This is a genomic window from Vibrio kanaloae (assembly GCF_024347535.1).
Taxonomy (GTDB): Bacteria; Pseudomonadota; Gammaproteobacteria; order Enterobacterales; family Vibrionaceae; genus Vibrio; species Vibrio kanaloae.
This window is the reverse complement of the sequence record NZ_AP025497.1, coordinates 408,756-425,533: the sequence shown is the minus strand read 5'-3', so window position 1 is coordinate 425,533 and position 16,778 is coordinate 408,756. Positions and strand designations below refer to the sequence as shown.

16 protein-coding genes, 2 tRNA genes and 3 rRNA genes are annotated in these 16,778 nt (G+C 43.0%); 10 read left to right on the top strand and 11 right to left on the bottom strand.

Annotated features, from left to right (window positions below):
• Positions 1-130: 130 nt before the first annotated feature.
• From rrf to OCV24_RS02035, 6 genes are all read right to left on the bottom strand, one after another.
• Positions 131-246: ribosomal RNA gene (gene rrf / locus OCV24_RS02060) — 5S ribosomal RNA — on the bottom strand.
• A 137-nt stretch (positions 247-383) separates the two neighbouring features.
• Positions 384-3,276 (bottom strand): 23S ribosomal RNA (locus tag OCV24_RS02055).
• Between the two features lie 394 nt (positions 3,277-3,670).
• A tRNA-Glu gene (locus OCV24_RS02050) sits at positions 3,671-3,746 on the bottom strand.
• 65 nt (positions 3,747-3,811) lie between these two features.
• Positions 3,812-5,364, bottom strand: a 16S ribosomal RNA gene (locus tag OCV24_RS02045).
• The 16S, 23S and 5S rRNA genes sit together here with 1 tRNA gene alongside, the layout of an rRNA operon.
• Before the next feature lie 611 nt (positions 5,365-5,975).
• On the bottom strand, positions 5,976-7,229 hold the full coding sequence (locus OCV24_RS02040; RefSeq protein ID WP_077680900.1) for an HD-GYP domain-containing protein: 1,254 nt from the start codon (positions 7,227-7,229) through the stop codon (positions 5,976-5,978).
• Positions 7,230-7,310: 81 nt separating this feature from the next.
• The gene (locus OCV24_RS02035; RefSeq protein ID WP_150878837.1) at positions 7,311-7,718 is read right to left on the bottom strand and encodes a VOC family protein; all 408 of its coding nucleotides are present in this window, start codon (positions 7,716-7,718) and stop codon (positions 7,311-7,313) included.
• Positions 7,719-8,109: 391 nt separating this feature from the next.
• Here OCV24_RS02035 and OCV24_RS02030 point away from each other — a divergent pair, with 391 nt between their 5' ends.
• The gene (locus tag OCV24_RS02030; protein ID WP_150878835.1) at positions 8,110-9,294 is read left to right on the top strand and encodes a site-specific integrase; all 1,185 of its coding nucleotides are present in this window, start codon (positions 8,110-8,112) and stop codon (positions 9,292-9,294) included.
• Positions 9,295-9,402: 108 nt separating this feature from the next.
• Here the strand turns inward: OCV24_RS02030 and OCV24_RS02025 are convergent, their stop codons facing one another.
• On the bottom strand, positions 9,403-9,561 hold the full coding sequence (locus OCV24_RS02025) for a hypothetical protein (protein ID WP_167514276.1): 159 nt from the start codon (positions 9,559-9,561) through the stop codon (positions 9,403-9,405).
• 882 nt (positions 9,562-10,443) lie between these two features.
• Between OCV24_RS02025 and OCV24_RS02020 the strand changes: the two genes are divergently transcribed.
• Positions 10,444-10,596, top strand: a complete 153-nt coding sequence (locus tag OCV24_RS02020; RefSeq protein ID WP_167514275.1) for a hypothetical protein — start codon at positions 10,444-10,446, stop codon at positions 10,594-10,596.
• Positions 10,597-10,739: 143 nt separating this feature from the next.
• Here OCV24_RS02020 and OCV24_RS02015 read toward each other — a convergent pair whose 3' ends face one another.
• A complete protein-coding gene (locus tag OCV24_RS02015; RefSeq protein ID WP_150878833.1) occupies positions 10,740-11,519 on the bottom strand; it encodes a ParB/RepB/Spo0J family partition protein in 780 nt (259 codons plus the stop codon).
• 148 nt (positions 11,520-11,667) lie between these two features.
• A complete protein-coding gene (locus tag OCV24_RS02010; RefSeq protein ID WP_150878831.1) occupies positions 11,668-11,892 on the bottom strand; it encodes a maltose ABC transporter permease in 225 nt (74 codons plus the stop codon).
• A 237-nt stretch (positions 11,893-12,129) separates the two neighbouring features.
• On the opposite strand from OCV24_RS02010, the gene OCV24_RS02005 reads away from it, so the two are divergent.
• The 7 genes from OCV24_RS02005 to OCV24_RS01975 all read left to right on the top strand — a co-directional run bounded on the left by OCV24_RS02005 (position 12,130) and on the right by OCV24_RS01975 (position 15,379).
• Positions 12,130-12,693, top strand: coding sequence for a recombinase family protein (locus OCV24_RS02005; RefSeq protein WP_150878829.1), 564 nt, complete (start codon positions 12,130-12,132; stop codon positions 12,691-12,693).
• Between the two features lie 261 nt (positions 12,694-12,954).
• A complete protein-coding gene (locus OCV24_RS02000) occupies positions 12,955-13,242 on the top strand; it encodes a hypothetical protein (RefSeq protein ID WP_150878827.1) in 288 nt (95 codons plus the stop codon).
• On the top strand, positions 13,239-13,448 hold the full coding sequence (locus tag OCV24_RS01995; RefSeq protein WP_102483557.1) for a hypothetical protein: 210 nt from the start codon (positions 13,239-13,241) through the stop codon (positions 13,446-13,448). The genes OCV24_RS02000 and OCV24_RS01995 overlap by 4 nt, the downstream gene beginning before the upstream one ends.
• Complete coding sequence (locus OCV24_RS01990) at positions 13,445-14,146, top strand: hypothetical protein (protein ID WP_150878825.1); 702 nt, start codon at positions 13,445-13,447, stop codon at positions 14,144-14,146. Before OCV24_RS01995 ends, OCV24_RS01990 begins: the two co-directional genes overlap by 4 nt.
• Positions 14,147-14,362 carry a hypothetical protein gene (locus OCV24_RS01985; protein WP_150878823.1) on the top strand — a complete coding sequence of 72 codons (216 nt, stop codon included), beginning with the start codon at positions 14,147-14,149 and terminating at the stop codon, positions 14,360-14,362.
• A gap of 128 nt (positions 14,363-14,490) precedes the next feature.
• Positions 14,491-14,982, top strand: a complete 492-nt coding sequence (locus OCV24_RS01980) for a hypothetical protein (protein ID WP_150878821.1) — start codon at positions 14,491-14,493, stop codon at positions 14,980-14,982.
• The gene (locus OCV24_RS01975; protein WP_150878818.1) at positions 14,975-15,379 is read left to right on the top strand and encodes a hypothetical protein; all 405 of its coding nucleotides are present in this window, start codon (positions 14,975-14,977) and stop codon (positions 15,377-15,379) included. Before OCV24_RS01980 ends, OCV24_RS01975 begins: the two co-directional genes overlap by 8 nt.
• A 179-nt stretch (positions 15,380-15,558) precedes the next feature.
• On the opposite strand, the gene OCV24_RS01970 is transcribed toward OCV24_RS01975, so the two are convergent.
• Both OCV24_RS01970 and OCV24_RS01965 read right to left on the bottom strand, forming a co-directional pair.
• Positions 15,559-15,807 (bottom strand): hypothetical protein, encoded by a 249-nt coding sequence (locus tag OCV24_RS01970; RefSeq protein ID WP_150878816.1) that lies wholly within the window; start codon positions 15,805-15,807, stop codon positions 15,559-15,561.
• Between the two features lie 54 nt (positions 15,808-15,861).
• Positions 15,862-15,946, bottom strand: a tRNA-Leu gene (locus tag OCV24_RS01965).
• A gap of 332 nt (positions 15,947-16,278) precedes the next feature.
• Between OCV24_RS01965 and OCV24_RS01960 the strand changes: the two genes are divergently transcribed.
• Positions 16,279-16,755 (top strand): RDD family protein, encoded by a 477-nt coding sequence (locus OCV24_RS01960; protein WP_017055298.1) that lies wholly within the window; start codon positions 16,279-16,281, stop codon positions 16,753-16,755.
• Positions 16,756-16,778 lie beyond the last annotated feature (23 nt).

Below are 16,778 nucleotides of genomic sequence, written 5' to 3'. Positions count from 1 at the left end.
TAATACGCTTTCCACTTTGAAAGTCAACATAAAATACTAAGAAAACTTAGAACCCTATGGTGACTTGTCTATTACATAGACAAAGTCGAACTTTTTGTCTTCACTTTCAAAAAAGTGAAAATAAATAAGAGCCTGGCGATGTCCTACTCTCACATGGGGAAGCCCCACACTACCATCGGCGCTATTGTGTTTCACTACTGAGTTCGGCATGGAGTCAGGTGGGTCCACAATGCTATGGTCGCCAAGCAAATTCTGTTTAATTGACGCCTCTGCGACAATTAATAATTCGGAAAGCTGTTACTCTATTCAATAGAGCAATAAAAGTCTCTTCAAACGCATTCAAGGTCTGTCTCTTTGAGTCCACAAAACCCCTTGGGTGTTGTATGGTTAAGCCTCACGGGCAATTAGTACAGGTTAGCTCAATGCCTCGCAGCACTTACACACCCTGCCTATCAACGTCGTAGTCTACGACAACCCTTTAGGACACTTATAGTGCCAGGGAAAACTCATCTCAAGGCTCGCTTCGCGCTTAGATGCTTTCAGCGCTTATCGATTCCGAACGTAGCTACCGGGCAATGCCATTGGCATGACAACCCGAACACCAGAGGTTCGTCCACTCCGGTCCTCTCGTACTAGGAGCAGCCCCTTTCAATTTTCCAACGCCCACGGCAGATAGGGACCGAACTGTCTCACGACGTTCTAAACCCAGCTCGCGTACCACTTTAAATGGCGAACAGCCATACCCTTGGGACCGACTTCAGCCCCAGGATGTGATGAGCCGACATCGAGGTGCCAAACACCGCCGTCGATATGAACTCTTGGGCGGTATCAGCCTGTTATCCCCGGAGTACCTTTTATCCGTTGAGCGATGGCCCTTCCATTCAGAACCACCGGATCACTATGACCTGCTTTCGCACCTGCTCGAATTGTCATTCTCGCAGTCAAGCGGGCTTATGCCATTGCACTAACCACACGATGTCCAACCGTGTTTAGCCCACCTTCGTGCTCCTCCGTTACTCTTTGGGAGGAGACCGCCCCAGTCAAACTACCCACCAGGCACTGTCCGTAATCCCGATTCAGGGACCAACGTTAGAACATCAAAACTACAAGGGTGGTATTTCAAGGACGACTCCATCACATCTAGCGACGCAATTTCATAGTCTCCCACCTATCCTACACATGTAGGTTCAATGTTCAGTGCCAAGCTGTAGTAAAGGTTCACGGGGTCTTTCCGTCTAGCCGCGGGTACACTGCATCTTCACAGCGATTTCAATTTCACTGAGTCTCGGGTGGAGACAGCGTGGCCATCATTACGCCATTCGTGCAGGTCGGAACTTACCCGACAAGGAATTTCGCTACCTTAGGACCGTTATAGTTACGGCCGCCGTTTACCGGGGCTTCGATCAAGAGCTTCGACCGAAGTCTAACCCCATCAATTAACCTTCCGGCACCGGGCAGGCGTCACACCGTATACGTCATCTTACGATTTTGCACAGTGCTGTGTTTTTAATAAACAGTTGCAGCCACCTGGTATCTGCGACTCTCGTCTGCTCCATCCGCAAGGGACTTCACTGATAAGAGCGTACCTTCTCCCGAAGTTACGGTACCATTTTGCCTAGTTCCTTCACCCGAGTTCTCTCAAGCGCCTTGGTATTCTCTACCCGACCACCTGTGTCGGTTTGGGGTACGATTCCTTACAATCTGAAGCTTAGAGGCTTTTCCTGGAAGCATGGCATCAATGACTTCACACCCGTAGGTGCTCGACATCGTATCTCAGCGTTAAGAAAGTCCGGATTTACCTAAACTTTCCGCCTACATACTTGAACCTGGACAACCGTCGCCAGGCCCACCTAGCCTTCTCCGTCCCCCCATCGCAATTGTAAGAAGTACGGGAATATTAACCCGTTTCCCATCGACTACGCCTTTCGGCCTCGCCTTAGGAGTCGACTTACCCTGCCCCGATTAACGTTGGACAGGAACCCTTGGTCTTCCGGCGAGGGAGTTTTTCACTCCCTTTATCGTTACTCATGTCAGCATTCGCACTTCTGATACCTCCAGCAGCCCTTACAGACCACCTTCAACGGCTTACAGAACGCTCCCCTACCCCACATACCCTAAGGTACGTAGCCGCAGCTTCGGTGTATAGCTTAGCCCCGTTACATCTTCCGCGCAGGCCGACTCGACCAGTGAGCTATTACGCTTTCTTTAAATGATGGCTGCTTCTAAGCCAACATCCTGGCTGTCTGAGCCTTCCCACATCGTTTCCCACTTAGCTATACTTTGGGACCTTAGCTGGCGGTCTGGGTTGTTTCCCTCTCCACGACGGACGTTAGCACCCGCCGTGTGTCTCCCGGATAGTACTTACTGGTATTCGGAGTTTGCAAAGGGTTGGTAAGTCGGGATGACCCCCTAGCCTTAACAGTGCTCTACCCCCAGTAGTATTCGTCCGAGGCGCTACCTAAATAGCTTTCGGGGAGAACCAGCTATCTCCAGGTTTGATTGGCCTTTCACCCCTAGCCACAAGTCATCCGCTAATTTTTCAACATTAGTCGGTTCGGTCCTCCAGTTGATGTTACTCAACCTTCAACCTGCCCATGGCTAGATCACCTGGTTTCGGGTCTAATCCTAGCAACTGTACGCCCAGTTAAGACTCGGTTTCCCTACGGCTCCCCTAAACGGTTAACCTTGCTACTAAAATTAAGTCGCTGACCCATTATACAAAAGGTACGCAGTCACACCACGAAGGTGCTCCTACTGCTTGTACGTACACGGTTTCAGGTTCTATTTCACTCCCCTCACAGGGGTTCTTTTCGCCTTTCCCTCACGGTACTGGTTCACTATCGGTCAGTCAGTAGTATTTAGCCTTGGAGGATGGTCCCCCCATATTCAGACAGGATATCACGTGTCCCGCCTTACTCGATTTCACTGATGATGATGTGTCGGTTACGGGGCTATCACCCTTTACTGCGCCACTTTCCAGAGGCTTCACCTGCATCATTAAAAGCTTAAGGGCTAATCCAATTTCGCTCGCCGCTACTTTCGGAATCTCGGTTGATTTCTCTTCCTCGGGGTACTTAGATGTTTCAGTTCCCCCGGTTTGCCTCCTGTTGCTATGTATTCACAACAGGATACGTGCTTGTGCACGTGGGTTTCCCCATTCAGAAATCCCAGACTCAAAAGGTTATTACTACCTAATCTGGGCTTATCGCAAGTTATTACGTCTTTCATCGCCTCTGACTGCCAAGGCATCCACCGTGTACGCTTAGTCACTTAACCATACAACCCGAAAGGGTTTCTATTTGCTTTCACTTTAAAAAGTGAAGACAAATAATCGTATGGCAACTAACCAAGGTTTTTGGTTGTCATCAAGAAGGGTTAATTCCTGATAACTGTTTGCCGGACTCAATTTACTTTTTGTTTCCACTTTTTAATAAAAAATAGAATCAAAAAATGAACAATCATTTCTGATCATTCGAATACAAGACACTTGAATGTGTTTGTTGTGTTTATACCGTTCTTATTAAATAAGAGCAGATAAACATTGAGAACTTTTAAATTTGATTAACATGACTCGTAAGTCAGTTAATCAGTCAGCTTTCCAAATTGTTAAAGAGCTTGATTCAATAAAATGAACCATTTTTAAAAACACTTAAATAAATGTGCTTAAAGATGGTATCCCGTAGGGGAGTCGAACCCCTGTTACCGCCGTGAAAGGGCGGTGTCCTAGGCCTCTAGACGAACGGGACATAGGTTACTCTTAACTGTTTAAACATATCAATCTGTGTGGACACTCATCGTCAATATCTTCGTATAAGGAGGTGATCCAGCCCCAGGTTCCCCTAGGGCTACCTTGTTACGACTTCACCCCAGTCATGAACCACAAAGTGGTAAGCGTCCTCCCGAAGGTTAGACTACCTACTTCTTTTGCAGCCCACTCCCATGGTGTGACGGGCGGTGTGTACAAGGCCCGGGAACGTATTCACCGTGACATTCTGATTCACGATTACTAGCGATTCCGACTTCATGGAGTCGAGTTGCAGACTCCAATCCGGACTACGACGCACTTTTTGGGATTCGCTTACCATCGCTGGCTCGCTGCCCTCTGTATGCGCCATTGTAGCACGTGTGTAGCCCTACTCGTAAGGGCCATGATGACTTGACGTCGTCCCCACCTTCCTCCGGTTTATCACCGGCAGTCTCCCTGGAGTTCCCGACATGACTCGCTGGCAAACAAGGATAAGGGTTGCGCTCGTTGCGGGACTTAACCCAACATTTCACAACACGAGCTGACGACAGCCATGCAGCACCTGTCTCAGAGCTCCCGAAGGCACTCCTGCGTCTCCGCTGGATTCTCTGGATGTCAAGAGTAGGTAAGGTTCTTCGCGTTGCATCGAATTAAACCACATGCTCCACCGCTTGTGCGGGCCCCCGTCAATTCATTTGAGTTTTAATCTTGCGACCGTACTCCCCAGGCGGTCTACTTAACGCGTTAGCTCCGAAAGCCACGGCTCAAGGCCACAACCTCCAAGTAGACATCGTTTACGGCGTGGACTACCAGGGTATCTAATCCTGTTTGCTCCCCACGCTTTCGCATCTGAGTGTCAGTATCTGTCCAGGGGGCCGCCTTCGCCACTGGTATTCCTTCAGATCTCTACGCATTTCACCGCTACACCTGAAATTCTACCCCCCTCTACAGTACTCTAGTTCACCAGTTTCAAATGCAGTTCCGAGGTTGAGCCCCGGGCTTTCACATCTGACTTAATGAACCACCTGCATGCGCTTTACGCCCAGTAATTCCGATTAACGCTCGCACCCTCCGTATTACCGCGGCTGCTGGCACGGAGTTAGCCGGTGCTTCTTCTGTTGCTAACGTCAAGAGATGTTGCTATTAACAACACCCCCTTCCTCACAACTGAAAGTACTTTACAACCCGAAGGCCTTCTTCATACACGCGGCATGGCTGCATCAGGCTTGCGCCCATTGTGCAATATTCCCCACTGCTGCCTCCCGTAGGAGTCTGGACCGTGTCTCAGTTCCAGTGTGGCTGATCATCCTCTCAGACCAGCTAGGGATCGTCGCCTTGGTGAGCCATTACCTCACCAACTAGCTAATCCCACCTAGGCATATCTTGACGCGAGAGGCCCGAAGGTCCCCCTCTTTGGCCCGTAGGCATTATGCGGTATTAGCCATCGTTTCCAATGGTTATCCCCCACATCAAGGCAATTTCCTAGGCATTACTCACCCGTCCGCCGCTCGACGCCCATTAACGCACCCGAAGGATTGTTAGTGTCGTTTCCGCTCGACTTGCATGTGTTAGGCCTGCCGCCAGCGTTCAATCTGAGCCATGATCAAACTCTTCAATTTAAGATTTTGTCGGCTCAATGAATACTGACTTCAAAACTACAAAAAGTAATTCTAAAGCTATTATCTTTCCAACAGAAAGATAATGAATTGACTGTGCCAAATATCTTCTTTCTACAAGAGAAAGTCGTTATTCGTATTGGTCACCCAGTTCATTGAAACCAAAGTTGATTCCGAGGAATCTGTTTTACTTCTCTTAATAAAAAGGGAAGATAAAACGTTTTGATATTCATCAACGAGTGCCCACACAGATTGATAGGTTTAAATTGTTAAAGAGCTTCTCTTCGTTGTGACTTACATCACTTCGTAAGAGGCGGCCATTCTAGCGATTTAATTCTCAGTGTCAAACACTTTTAAAAATTAATTTCTACTTTCTAAAAGTAGGAGCGAATTATCACTTAAAGCTAGTTGCCTTACTAACATTCTTCGTTGAAGCCTTGTGGCGTCTACCGTGTCAGTGAGGCGGCATTATAGAGATGCCGCTCATATTGGCAAGCAATAAATGCGTTTTTTATTGAAAAAAGAGGTTAAGCGAAGACATTTCAACCAAGAGCTTGTTTATACCACTTTCACCCCAAGTTCCGAACAGATTACCCACAACGACCTGTGGATAACTACTCTCCTCTATCAAAAAAGTAAGATAAACGAGCCCTAGGGCTTAGATATTCTCGAACTTGTTCAGGTAACCTGCTTGGATGAACGGCATTAACGATTTTGATCTCTTTAATAAAAAGGTCAATGATCGGGGCTTGGGTTCTTGGCACGCTAGGATCATAGATAAGTACATTTGGATAAAGCATATGTTTAGCGTTAACGGATATCACAATCCCAATTGAGTCATTTGAAAGTTGTACTACGGTTCCTGGTGGGTAGACCCCCATGAACTTAACCAACAGCCCCAAGTTATCTTGGCTATATAGATGTTTGCAGCTCTTATATAGATGGGACAGAGCCAAATACGGGATCATTTGTTGAGATTGAGTTTTACCATGGCAAAGGTTATCGAATGCATTAGCCACTGCGACTATCTTGGCAAACTCATCAATCTCATGTTCTTTTAAGCCCTCTGGGTAACCAGAGCCATCATTCATCTCATGATGTTGAGCGATCACCTTTTTAGCATTTTCCGGAAAGTCATCAATTCCCGCAACGATGTCCGCACCGTATTTGGTGTGAAGCTTCAGGTAGTTCTCTTCAGGGACTGTAAGGGCACTCTGCTTTCTTAGTATCGCGACTGGTATTTTGATTTTACCTACATCGTGAAACAACGCTGCGAATGAGAGGTCTTTCAATTGCTGTGTGTTATAGCCTTTGGCCTTACCTATCATCAGTGCAACAACCGAAACATTTAGAGTATGAAAGTAAATGTCTTCGAAATCCGCTTTAGCATTCATAAGATGCAAGGTGACGTTATCATCGCTCACTAGAGTTTCAACGATATCGTCAACAAGAGCCTTTACCTCCCCCACCGCATCTAAAGGTCTGTTACGGATCTTAGCCATCACAGAGCGCATTCGAGCAAGCGAACGTTCAAACTCTCTCTCGCAATGACTCACCCTGCGGCGGTAAGAGCTAAGGATTTCGATACGCTCATGCTTATCTTTCCACATTCTTTCCGTTTCAAGACTTACCTGTGAATCAATATCGACTTCTTGTTCACCTAAGTGATTAACAGGTAAAGGTGAGGTATCACTTTGACTCAGGTTTATATAGACGTGCTTAATCCCAAGATGTCGAATGACTTTTACTTGAGCTTCATCTTTGATTTTAAAGCTGTTGAATAAAAATGGGTGTTCATTCCATTTTACGGGGAGTCGTATATGCAGACCGGGCTGAATGCGGTCTACGGTAATCTTTATGCTGCCCATTTTTATATAATATTGATGATTAATCTCTATTTATAATTCTAATAAAACCAAGCAGCAATTTCACTATCCAATTTCACAGGTTCAATTTAAAGAATCGCAATGTATCATCCAACGTATACCAAACTTATCTTCAACCTTACCAAACCGAGATCCCCAAAAAGTGTCCGCTAGAGGAGTCATCACACGCCCACCCTGCTTAAGATTTTCAAAGATTTGCTCTTGAGTCACGGTGTCTTCAGTAACAAGAGAGAGTGCAAGGTTATTCCCTTCGAGTTCCCTTGCCTTAACACCATCAGACATCATCAGATTCATACCAAACGCTTCAAACTCAGCATGCATCACCCAATCAGGTTGAGCCCCCTCGACTGCCTGTGGTGCATCACTAAAAAGTTGCTTAGATAAAACCACACCACCAAAACACTTATGATAAAAATCCAATGCTTCACTACAACGACCATCAAAAAATAAGTAAGGGGTTACTGTCAGCATATTTCTCTCCTCTGTTAGTCCTTTAAACATAGACAATAGAAGGGAGAATGTCAGGTAACATCATGATTTAAGATAATTAATTCATTATCAGATCGAATAGCTAAGGGAAACTATGGGATTTAGGAGTGACACATATAGATCCGTCTGATTGAAGAAACCTTCATGCCGCCATCACGAAGGCAACACTTCCTATACCCCAGATACAACAAAGCCCCGACTTTCGTCGAGGCTTTATCATTTAAATATGGTACCGGTAGGCGGACTTGAACCGCCACGCCCGAAGGCAACGGATTTTGAATTGAATGCGCATTTATAACTCACTGTACTTAAAGGTGAAATTACTATACATTCAAAGTTATCACGAATAGTTATCACGTCACGGTGTGTAGAAATGGTTATAAATGAACGTCTGTATCTAACGAAAATAAAGCGTAGTCCTTACTGGTATGCTGTCTATAGAGAATCTAACAATAAGAATGAAATTAGACGCAGTACCAAAACAACGGACTTACAAAAAGCTACTGATTTTGCGTACAAGCTAAAATATACAATCGAGGGAATGCAGGATAACGGCATGGACTTCGTAACACACCACAAATTCCAAAAGTTTGCGAATCTAGCTATCCGTCATATGCAAGAAAGTAAGACGAGTAAACCGATTCACAAAGACTATATCAGAGTTCTAACAACCCACCTTATCCCCTACTTCGGCAAGCAGAATATTACTAAAATTACACAAGGTAGTTTTATTAAGTACTTCCGCGAACAACCCACCCTATCGCTTACACAGTTAAGAACTCACCAAGGTGCAATCAAAATGGCATTCAATGAGGCTCTTATCAATGATGTTGTGATTTCTATTCCGCCATTCCCAAAAGTCGAGACAAAAAACGTAGAGGTAAGAGAGCAAATCACAACCGATGAACTATCAGAAATCTATGATAATTATGATTCGTTTGTAGATAGTTCACGCAACTACAAAACGACTGATGTTAGAGCAATGATGTACAACTACATTAGGGTTTTAGTTAACACTGGCATTCGTGCTGGCGAGGAAATGAAATTCAAGTTTAGTGATATCGTCGTTGAAAATGAAAAGGTCTATGTACGAATATCAAAAGGAAAAATCAAGAATAGCAAGAAACGTAATAGGCTAGTTTATCTTAACAATATAGCTATCAATGCAATCATACGGGCAGCTAACATACACAACCTTTTCGATATCGACTATACAGAAAGCACCGACACTAATAAGGTTTTAGCATACTTACAAAAACAAGATGTGAACGTCTTCTTTGTGAATGGTAAATTCCCGACCTATGAGAAAACATTTACTCAGATGAAAGCATTCTTAAAGCTAGATTCGTTATCAGACAAGACGCTGTACAGCTTGAGGCACACGTTTATTACTGCAAGCATTCAACGAGGTAATAATCTCGCTGAAATCGCTAGGCGATGCGGCACAAGCGTTGAGATGATAGAAAATCACTATTCCCACGTAATAGATAATATAGGGGATTATAAGCACGTAGAGCTTAATGATTACGAGCTTACTACCAAACCTTATACCTACTAAATACTATTGTAGAGCGACCAACTCCCCGCTAGGAAAGACTCGTTATACAAAAGAAAAACCCCCGAATCTCAATTAAGAGGTTCGGGGGTTTTTCGTTTCCTAATATACCTACGCGCTCACATTAGACTCAGCAATCAACGCTTTGAGTTCTGCAACCTCGGCAGTTAGCTCATTAATCACGTCAGCCATCTCATTATTATGAGCGGTATTTTCTTCTAGGTTCGCATTCTTCTTGAGTGGCAAAACTCTTTTATTTGTATTCTTCAAAATGGTCTCCTGTGCGACGTATAGTTTGTGACTACTCTCTGTGAAATGAGCAATTCCATTAAAATGAGATATTTTATTCTTGGTGTAATGAAAGAAATTGATTTCCCAACTATCAGGATTTAGTACGTATATTCTAAGGTGCTTACCTTTGGTAATAACTTTAAACCAACATTTATGTAGGCTACAGATAGCTTTCAACTTTTCGTATAGTCGTACATTGCTATTACGAGGGAAATTGATTTCTCGTAATTCTTTATAGATGGGTTGTTGACACCTTTTGTACGATTTAGGGTCATGGAGTGGGACGATGTTGTCCTTGTCCTGTACCTTGAAATTCTTGAGATTCCACCCCTTCCGTGGGATGTATTGGTTGTTCTGAAACACGTCTAACACGTGTGTTGACTTGGTCATTTTAAATTCCGTTTAATGAACAGTTGATAACCCTTAGAGACACCTACTAAAAAGTAGGAGCTCAAACGGAATTTCAAAAACACCAGTTGACTAGAAAGGTGTCTCTAAGAATTATCAAGTATGAGGTCAGTCATACCTAACTGTTAATGTTGATGCTTACCAACAAGACTTATTATCCCACGGTTTCTGTGGGTGGTAAACTTTGATACCAGTATTTATACAATGACAGAATAAGTACATTTCGCGACAAAATAAGTACATTTCAACGTGAATAATGCATATGAATCAATAATTTAACCCCAAATAACTAATGGTTCACGTTTAAAAAGACTTCATTAATATGAAATTAGAATTGCGTCGCAAAGCGACAGAGGGAACGAGGGACGAGTGACCGACTAATCACATACCAACGTAATGGTATTTCAGAAAGTGTCCCTGACCAACCCTATATAGTACTTATAAGAGTTGATTATGGACACTTTCTGGTATGCAGCATTAGCGCTGGCGCGCACTCAATCGCTCGTTCCTCGCTCAATCGTCACCACGTTTAAAAAGACTCCATTCAATGAGATTAACACTGTGTCGCAAAGCGACAGAGGGAACGAGGGACGAGTGACCGACTAATCACATACCAACGTAATGGTTTGTGGCATTTCAAATTCAAATATAGTGTACTTCTTAATAGAGACTTTAAGTTTGAAAAGTAATGGTGACGACGCAGTCGGCACAACCGCGTAGCGGTATAATCACATAGACACGCTTATAGATTAGTTTGTCACACTTTCTTCGAACTTATCGAGTATCGCATTAAGTTCGGCAATCTTGCTTTCACACTGGTCTACGTCATTTATTTGGATGAGCTTTTCAACAACATTATTAATTCTTGTTTTGGTGTTCTTCTTGAAATCCATAGCAACGGTCTTGCTAGTCATTGGTTTAATAACGTCCTTAGTGACAGGTTTGGCTTTCTTTCTAAGAGCGTCACGGATGTATCGTTGAGTTACACCAAGCTCTCCCTCTACAACCTGTATTGCAAGCTTTTCTAATTGATTCCTAGCTTTGCTAACAGCTTCTTTAACCTTGTTTTTATCTGTATCTTTAAGGGGCTTGGCACCCTTTAGAATGTCGATAACTAGGGGCTTATCCTGTTTAGATAGATTTCCATTATCAACACTTTCTTGCACTGCTTCCTCGAAAATACTAATTTGCATTTTACTGATAATTTCAGGGATACGGGTTTTGATGTGCTCTTTCTTTTGTGCGAATGTCAATTCTGACCTTTTAAGGTTTTCGTCAACCTCAATCAATTTCGCGTCAGCATCATTACCAATAACATTGACCCTTACAGTGTCATGCTCAAGTAGCTTTAAGGCTTCTAGGCGGTGTGCGCCAGCAACAATGGTAATTCCATCTTTTTGAACAATGATTGGGTAAATCATTCCGATAGTATGGATTGATTTGGCTAGCTCATTAACTTTGTCTTTGCTAACAGGTCGTTGACGCTTTCCAACTACAAGGTCGGCTACATTTACTGTTATTTGCTTCATTAGATATTCCGTTTTGATTTTCCCTAACTGTACAGGCAGGAGGATTCAAACGCATTAATATAATAAGGTGCTCGTTCACGAATCCGTGAAAAAATACGAGCATGTAATTTTCCACGGCAGTCGATAAAAACAATTCTCAGTTTAGTATCTAAGCAATGAACATACTTACAACCCATTGAGGGAGTCCAAACAAAAAACTCCAACCTCCCAGTATTGATGCGATAGGTGCAGTTAGGGGGAATAGAGCTACAGCAAACATGGCAAAACCACCAATCTTAATTGCAATCCATAACCAGTAAACCCAACCTAATGGCAGCAGGATGTAGACCCCCATCATTAACCAACTAAATATTGTCCCTATAACATTTCCCATACTCATGCTTTCCTTGTTTAGTGATTTGCAAATTGTATCATATAGATGAGCTAGCAATCTGTGTAGTAGTTGGCAGTTATCCCACTCCTAGCGCAATAACTAATCTTTTACATGTAGCAAAAAACGAACGATTAATGCTACACATGAGGCAGGTCAAAGGCTGTATCATTAATTGTGGACTAATAGTTTCTGCTACAATATATTATTGCTACACCATTTGATGATACAGGTTGAGCAATGAGAACTTTCTTCTATACCCGCGTAAGTACATCTGACCAAACAACTGCCAATCAAGTAACCGCGTTCGAATCCCTTGGTTATAAAGTCGAACCTCATAGACTTGTATCTGAGGTTGTTAGTGGCTCAACAAAAGCACTAGAGCGTGAATCGTTTAAAAGTCTCATTGAGCAAAAACTAGAGAAAGGCGATAAGTTGGTAGTTCTGAAACTAGACCGACTAGGGCGCGATAATATCGACGTTCAACAAACAGTAAGTTATATACTGGAAAAAGGAATTATTCTTGTATGTCATGACCTACCAGTAGCAGACCTAACCAAACCTGAAGGCAAGATGATGCTACAACTTATGAGTACATTTGCTGAGTTCGAGCGTAATAAAATTATAGAACGAACTAAGCAGGGTTTAGAGCGCGCTAAAGCACAAGGCAAGAAACTAGGACGCAAAGCAGGTTCAAGGCACTTTGATGATATTCAAAGGCTAAAGTCCGAGGGCAAAGGACAAAGCGAGATTGCACGGTTGTTAGATGTTAGTCGTCATACAGTGATTAGAAACTGGAACTAAATACTGATGTGGACGTAGTGAACCCACACACAACCTTTACATGCATTTTATTTGTGAATTCAAAGCGACCTTTAACGGGTCGCTTTTTTTGTATCTGAGAATCGTAATATTACGACCACTAAATAGGTGTGTAAGGGGATGACACAACCCACTTACGGCAGGTTGTTTGCGTCTCCCCGTAATTCCGAAATTAGACGCAATAAATTTGAGTTTTCACTGGCCGACCTGATTCGCGGTCAGTGCTTTTTTAGGACAAACAAAATGGCAGGCAAAGACCAACGATATTATGAGAAAAACAAGAAACGGATTCTTGAGAAAGCTAAGGCAGCACACCAGAGAGCGACAGCGACAAAGACGTTTAATGAACTGGTTACAGAGTTCGCAAGCGCGAAACAAAGACGGGTTGCAACAGAACTCCATTCTTTAATGCAATTGCACTCCATTAAGCAAGATTACATTATTTTGCTGTACAGGCTATGGGAGCGAACCGTTGAGAATGAAATCCCGTTTGCTGAATGGTTGGCCCTACGTCTGGAGGATTCCGAATGAATGTTTTAGATAAGGTCGCAAAACTATGGGGTTTGGAAATACAGACCACCGATAGTAACAATCGAAACATACATACTGATGGCACCACATTCTGGGAGTATGAGGATAAGATTATCGTTAGCAAAATCGGTTCTGATGATAACGATATTGTAAAGGCAGCTGATTTCTATGAGGCTGCAAAACTGTATTCTGGAGTAGGTAAATGATTATTAAACAAACAAGAAAAAGTTTAGTAACAAACCACCACAACATTATTTTTCAATCCAAAGCTGATGATGGTGATTTATCAAAGGCGATTGGCCGAGCAGATGATGATGGCAATGCAGTCTTCTTATCTGATGGGGCTGGTGGGGGTGGAACTAAATTTCAGGCGCTTCATGACAGCGGAATGCAAATCCATTTAGCTAAAGGTAGTTCTGGCAATTGGTATATTACAGATTTGATTGATGATATCAGTGACGTTGAAATGTACGAGAGTGTAAGTCTCAACGAAAAGGCACTAGATGAGAGTATTAGTTATCTACCAGAGGATGGTTTTCTAGTCCATTTAGCAGAAAGCAATAGCGATGATTACGTTTCAATCTACTTTACGAGTAATGAGCTTGAACACGAGTTTTGTGTTGGCCACATTTCAGATGGGAGATATACATTAGCAAAGAGCTTCCCCAACATTGGAGAGTTTGATGTTATCGAGAAAGAAAATGATGACGGCGAGATAGTAGCATTTATAGATAATGCGAGTTTGAAAGGTCAATCTATCATTGATATCAACCGTGTTCTAAAACCATATGACGAAATTAACGTAGACGACCTTATCCAAGGCGTAGACGATGATTTGTTTAGTGAGGGCGTGGATAACATGGTTCAGCAAGCACTTCGATATGTACAAAGGAATGGGGTTTAAATGTATTACTTACGAAACACGATTACAGACACGCGATTTAAAGTACTTGGCCAGCGTCCTAAGAACGGTAAACATTACATGCAATATGTCTCACTAGATTGGATTAAGAGGGAGCAACCAGAGCTACTGGCGAGCGTTCAGCATGACATAGATAGCTATCCGACACATATGTGTGAGGGGCTCGTTCTAGACTATGTATTTCAAATATGTGTATAGGTACGTACCTATACACTCCGATATGTATAGTTTGTCCCATTCCCGCTATTTTCACATACCCGTCGCAACTCCCCGCTAAAACCGCGCTATCGCATAAATATAATAATTAATACCAAATGGAGGTCACAATGGCCCAATTTAACAGCGAGACGGCTAAGGTCGCTCAATCTAAAAGTGTAGAGTCACGACACCGAAACACTACACTCCGCAATGCATTGAAAAACGATTCTATAAAGGTGGTTAGTGAGTTAATCAAACAGGGCGTAGATGTTAGTGGTCTCAAGATTGATAACGATATTCTGGCTAGTGCATGGAAAGACGTTGTTATCAAACAAATGCAGTTCAATCACGAACGAGATATGTTGATACTAAAATCGGAGTTGGCCGAGATTGACCGCGACTCCGAAACGGAGTCCGAGTCCGACACAACCCGCATAGATAACCCTAAAAAGGTTTGGAGTTTTGAGGAACTAGCAACCCATAAGATGATGACAAACCATAGTTGTCAGGAAATTGTCGATTTGTTTCACCAAAACAAGAACGAAATAAATGCACCTGAGACCAATCAGTTAATAAGTATCTGGCAATCGATGAGTAACGAGTGGGCAAAATATGAATAAACTACCTCCTGATATATTAACCCCAGAACAAGAGAAACGCATTGAGGATGGTTTTTATGGCACTGATAATGATTTGATGAAACCATTTGACCAAGGCGGTCTTGGTATTGAAAGTGCGGAGACGGTAGCGGAGCGACGCAGGGGCATACTAGCTTCTTTAAAGAAACATAGATGTTCAGTCGTGTTCATGAATACATTAGGCAGAGGGCTGTCTGGTAAGAGGTACAAGAACAAAGACTTTATTCTTGGAGATAATGGCAGTGTGATTCTACGAAATGGTAGAGAGATTCGATACGCGGGATATAACATTTATTATGTAGGTGACTTTAAGGAGTCTTGGGATATTAGCACCAAACCGCTATACATTAGGAACGGCGTGGTGACTCAATATGAATGAGATTCTAATTTTGGTTTGTTGTCTTGTTAACCCTACACCTGATACTAAAAATATTACTAATAGCGTTATTATTGATAGTTTTAACAGTATTGAAACCAAGACCGCTTGCTACGTCATTGAGAAAAAATCAGATTGTGAGAGCGGAAAGACCAACAAGACAGAAACCGAGGTTCGGAAGGCTACTTATCGACCTTCTTAACCAGAATTACAATTGCAAATATCGCAACACCTACAATACTAAAAGCTTCTTCTGGCCGACGCTCAAAGTATACAGTCAACCCTCTTGAATAAAAGTTTGCATAGTTCAACCAAATTACATCTAGGATTATTGTTACAACAATCAGCGCTGTAAGAATTGGTCTTTGGTTAAGATACCGAGCAATAGTTAAAAATATCTCAGATACAGTTCTGTTTTTATCTTTCGTCACAATCAACTTTCCCAAACGCAAAAAAACCGCCAATAAGGCGGTTCTTTTAAATGATGGTACCTGCGGGCGGACTCGAACCGCCACACCTTTCGGCGGGGGATTTTGAATCCCCTTTGTCTACCAATTCCAACACGCAGGCACAGATTTTTTATCCCGATATAGTTATCACGCGGTTATCACGTCTCAACAATCAGCAACACTTCAATTATATCAATAGCTTATATTTAAAAGCAATCAATTTTGAATCCGTCGTGTATACCAATTTCACCATACCGGCATTATCTTGGGGCATTGCCCTTTCGATGTTTGGCATTATACGTATGCGAACTGATGTGGCAAGTATAAAAACTTGAATTCATGTGTGTTTGCCGATAATTTAGCCACTAAGTCATAAGCTGTGCGTCATGTCTCTTTTCAGGCTAAGCCTTAAACTATATTCTGAAGCCTCAATTTTTAAAGAAGTAATAACACATGACATCAACAAACACTCTGCCACCAGCAGGAGTCATGCGCCGATTTGGTGCCTTGTTCTACGACGCTCTGATCGTAATCGCTATTGAAATGTTGGCGGCTGGCGTTATTGTCGCTCTGCTGCACGCGCTCATGGCTCTCGGCATTTTTAACCACAGCGGATATGCCGATGTTAGTGACTTCTTAACCAACCATCCGATTTGGAGCCCAGCGTATACTTTTTACTTAGTGGTCGTTTGGGTTTACTTCTTTGTGTTCTTCTGGACAAGAGCAGGACAAACTCTGGGAATGAGAGCCTGGAAGCTACGCGTTCAAAACAAAGACGGTTCAGCTATTACAGTAACTCAGGCGCTGATTCGTTTAGGTACTTCGGGTTTTGGATTGGCAAACCTATGTGTTCCATTCGATCCACAAAAGCGTGGCTTTCACGATATCTGGGCAAAGACCGAAGTCGTTGTGTTACCACAAGCACGATAGCGTGATTTAAGTTAGCTCTAATC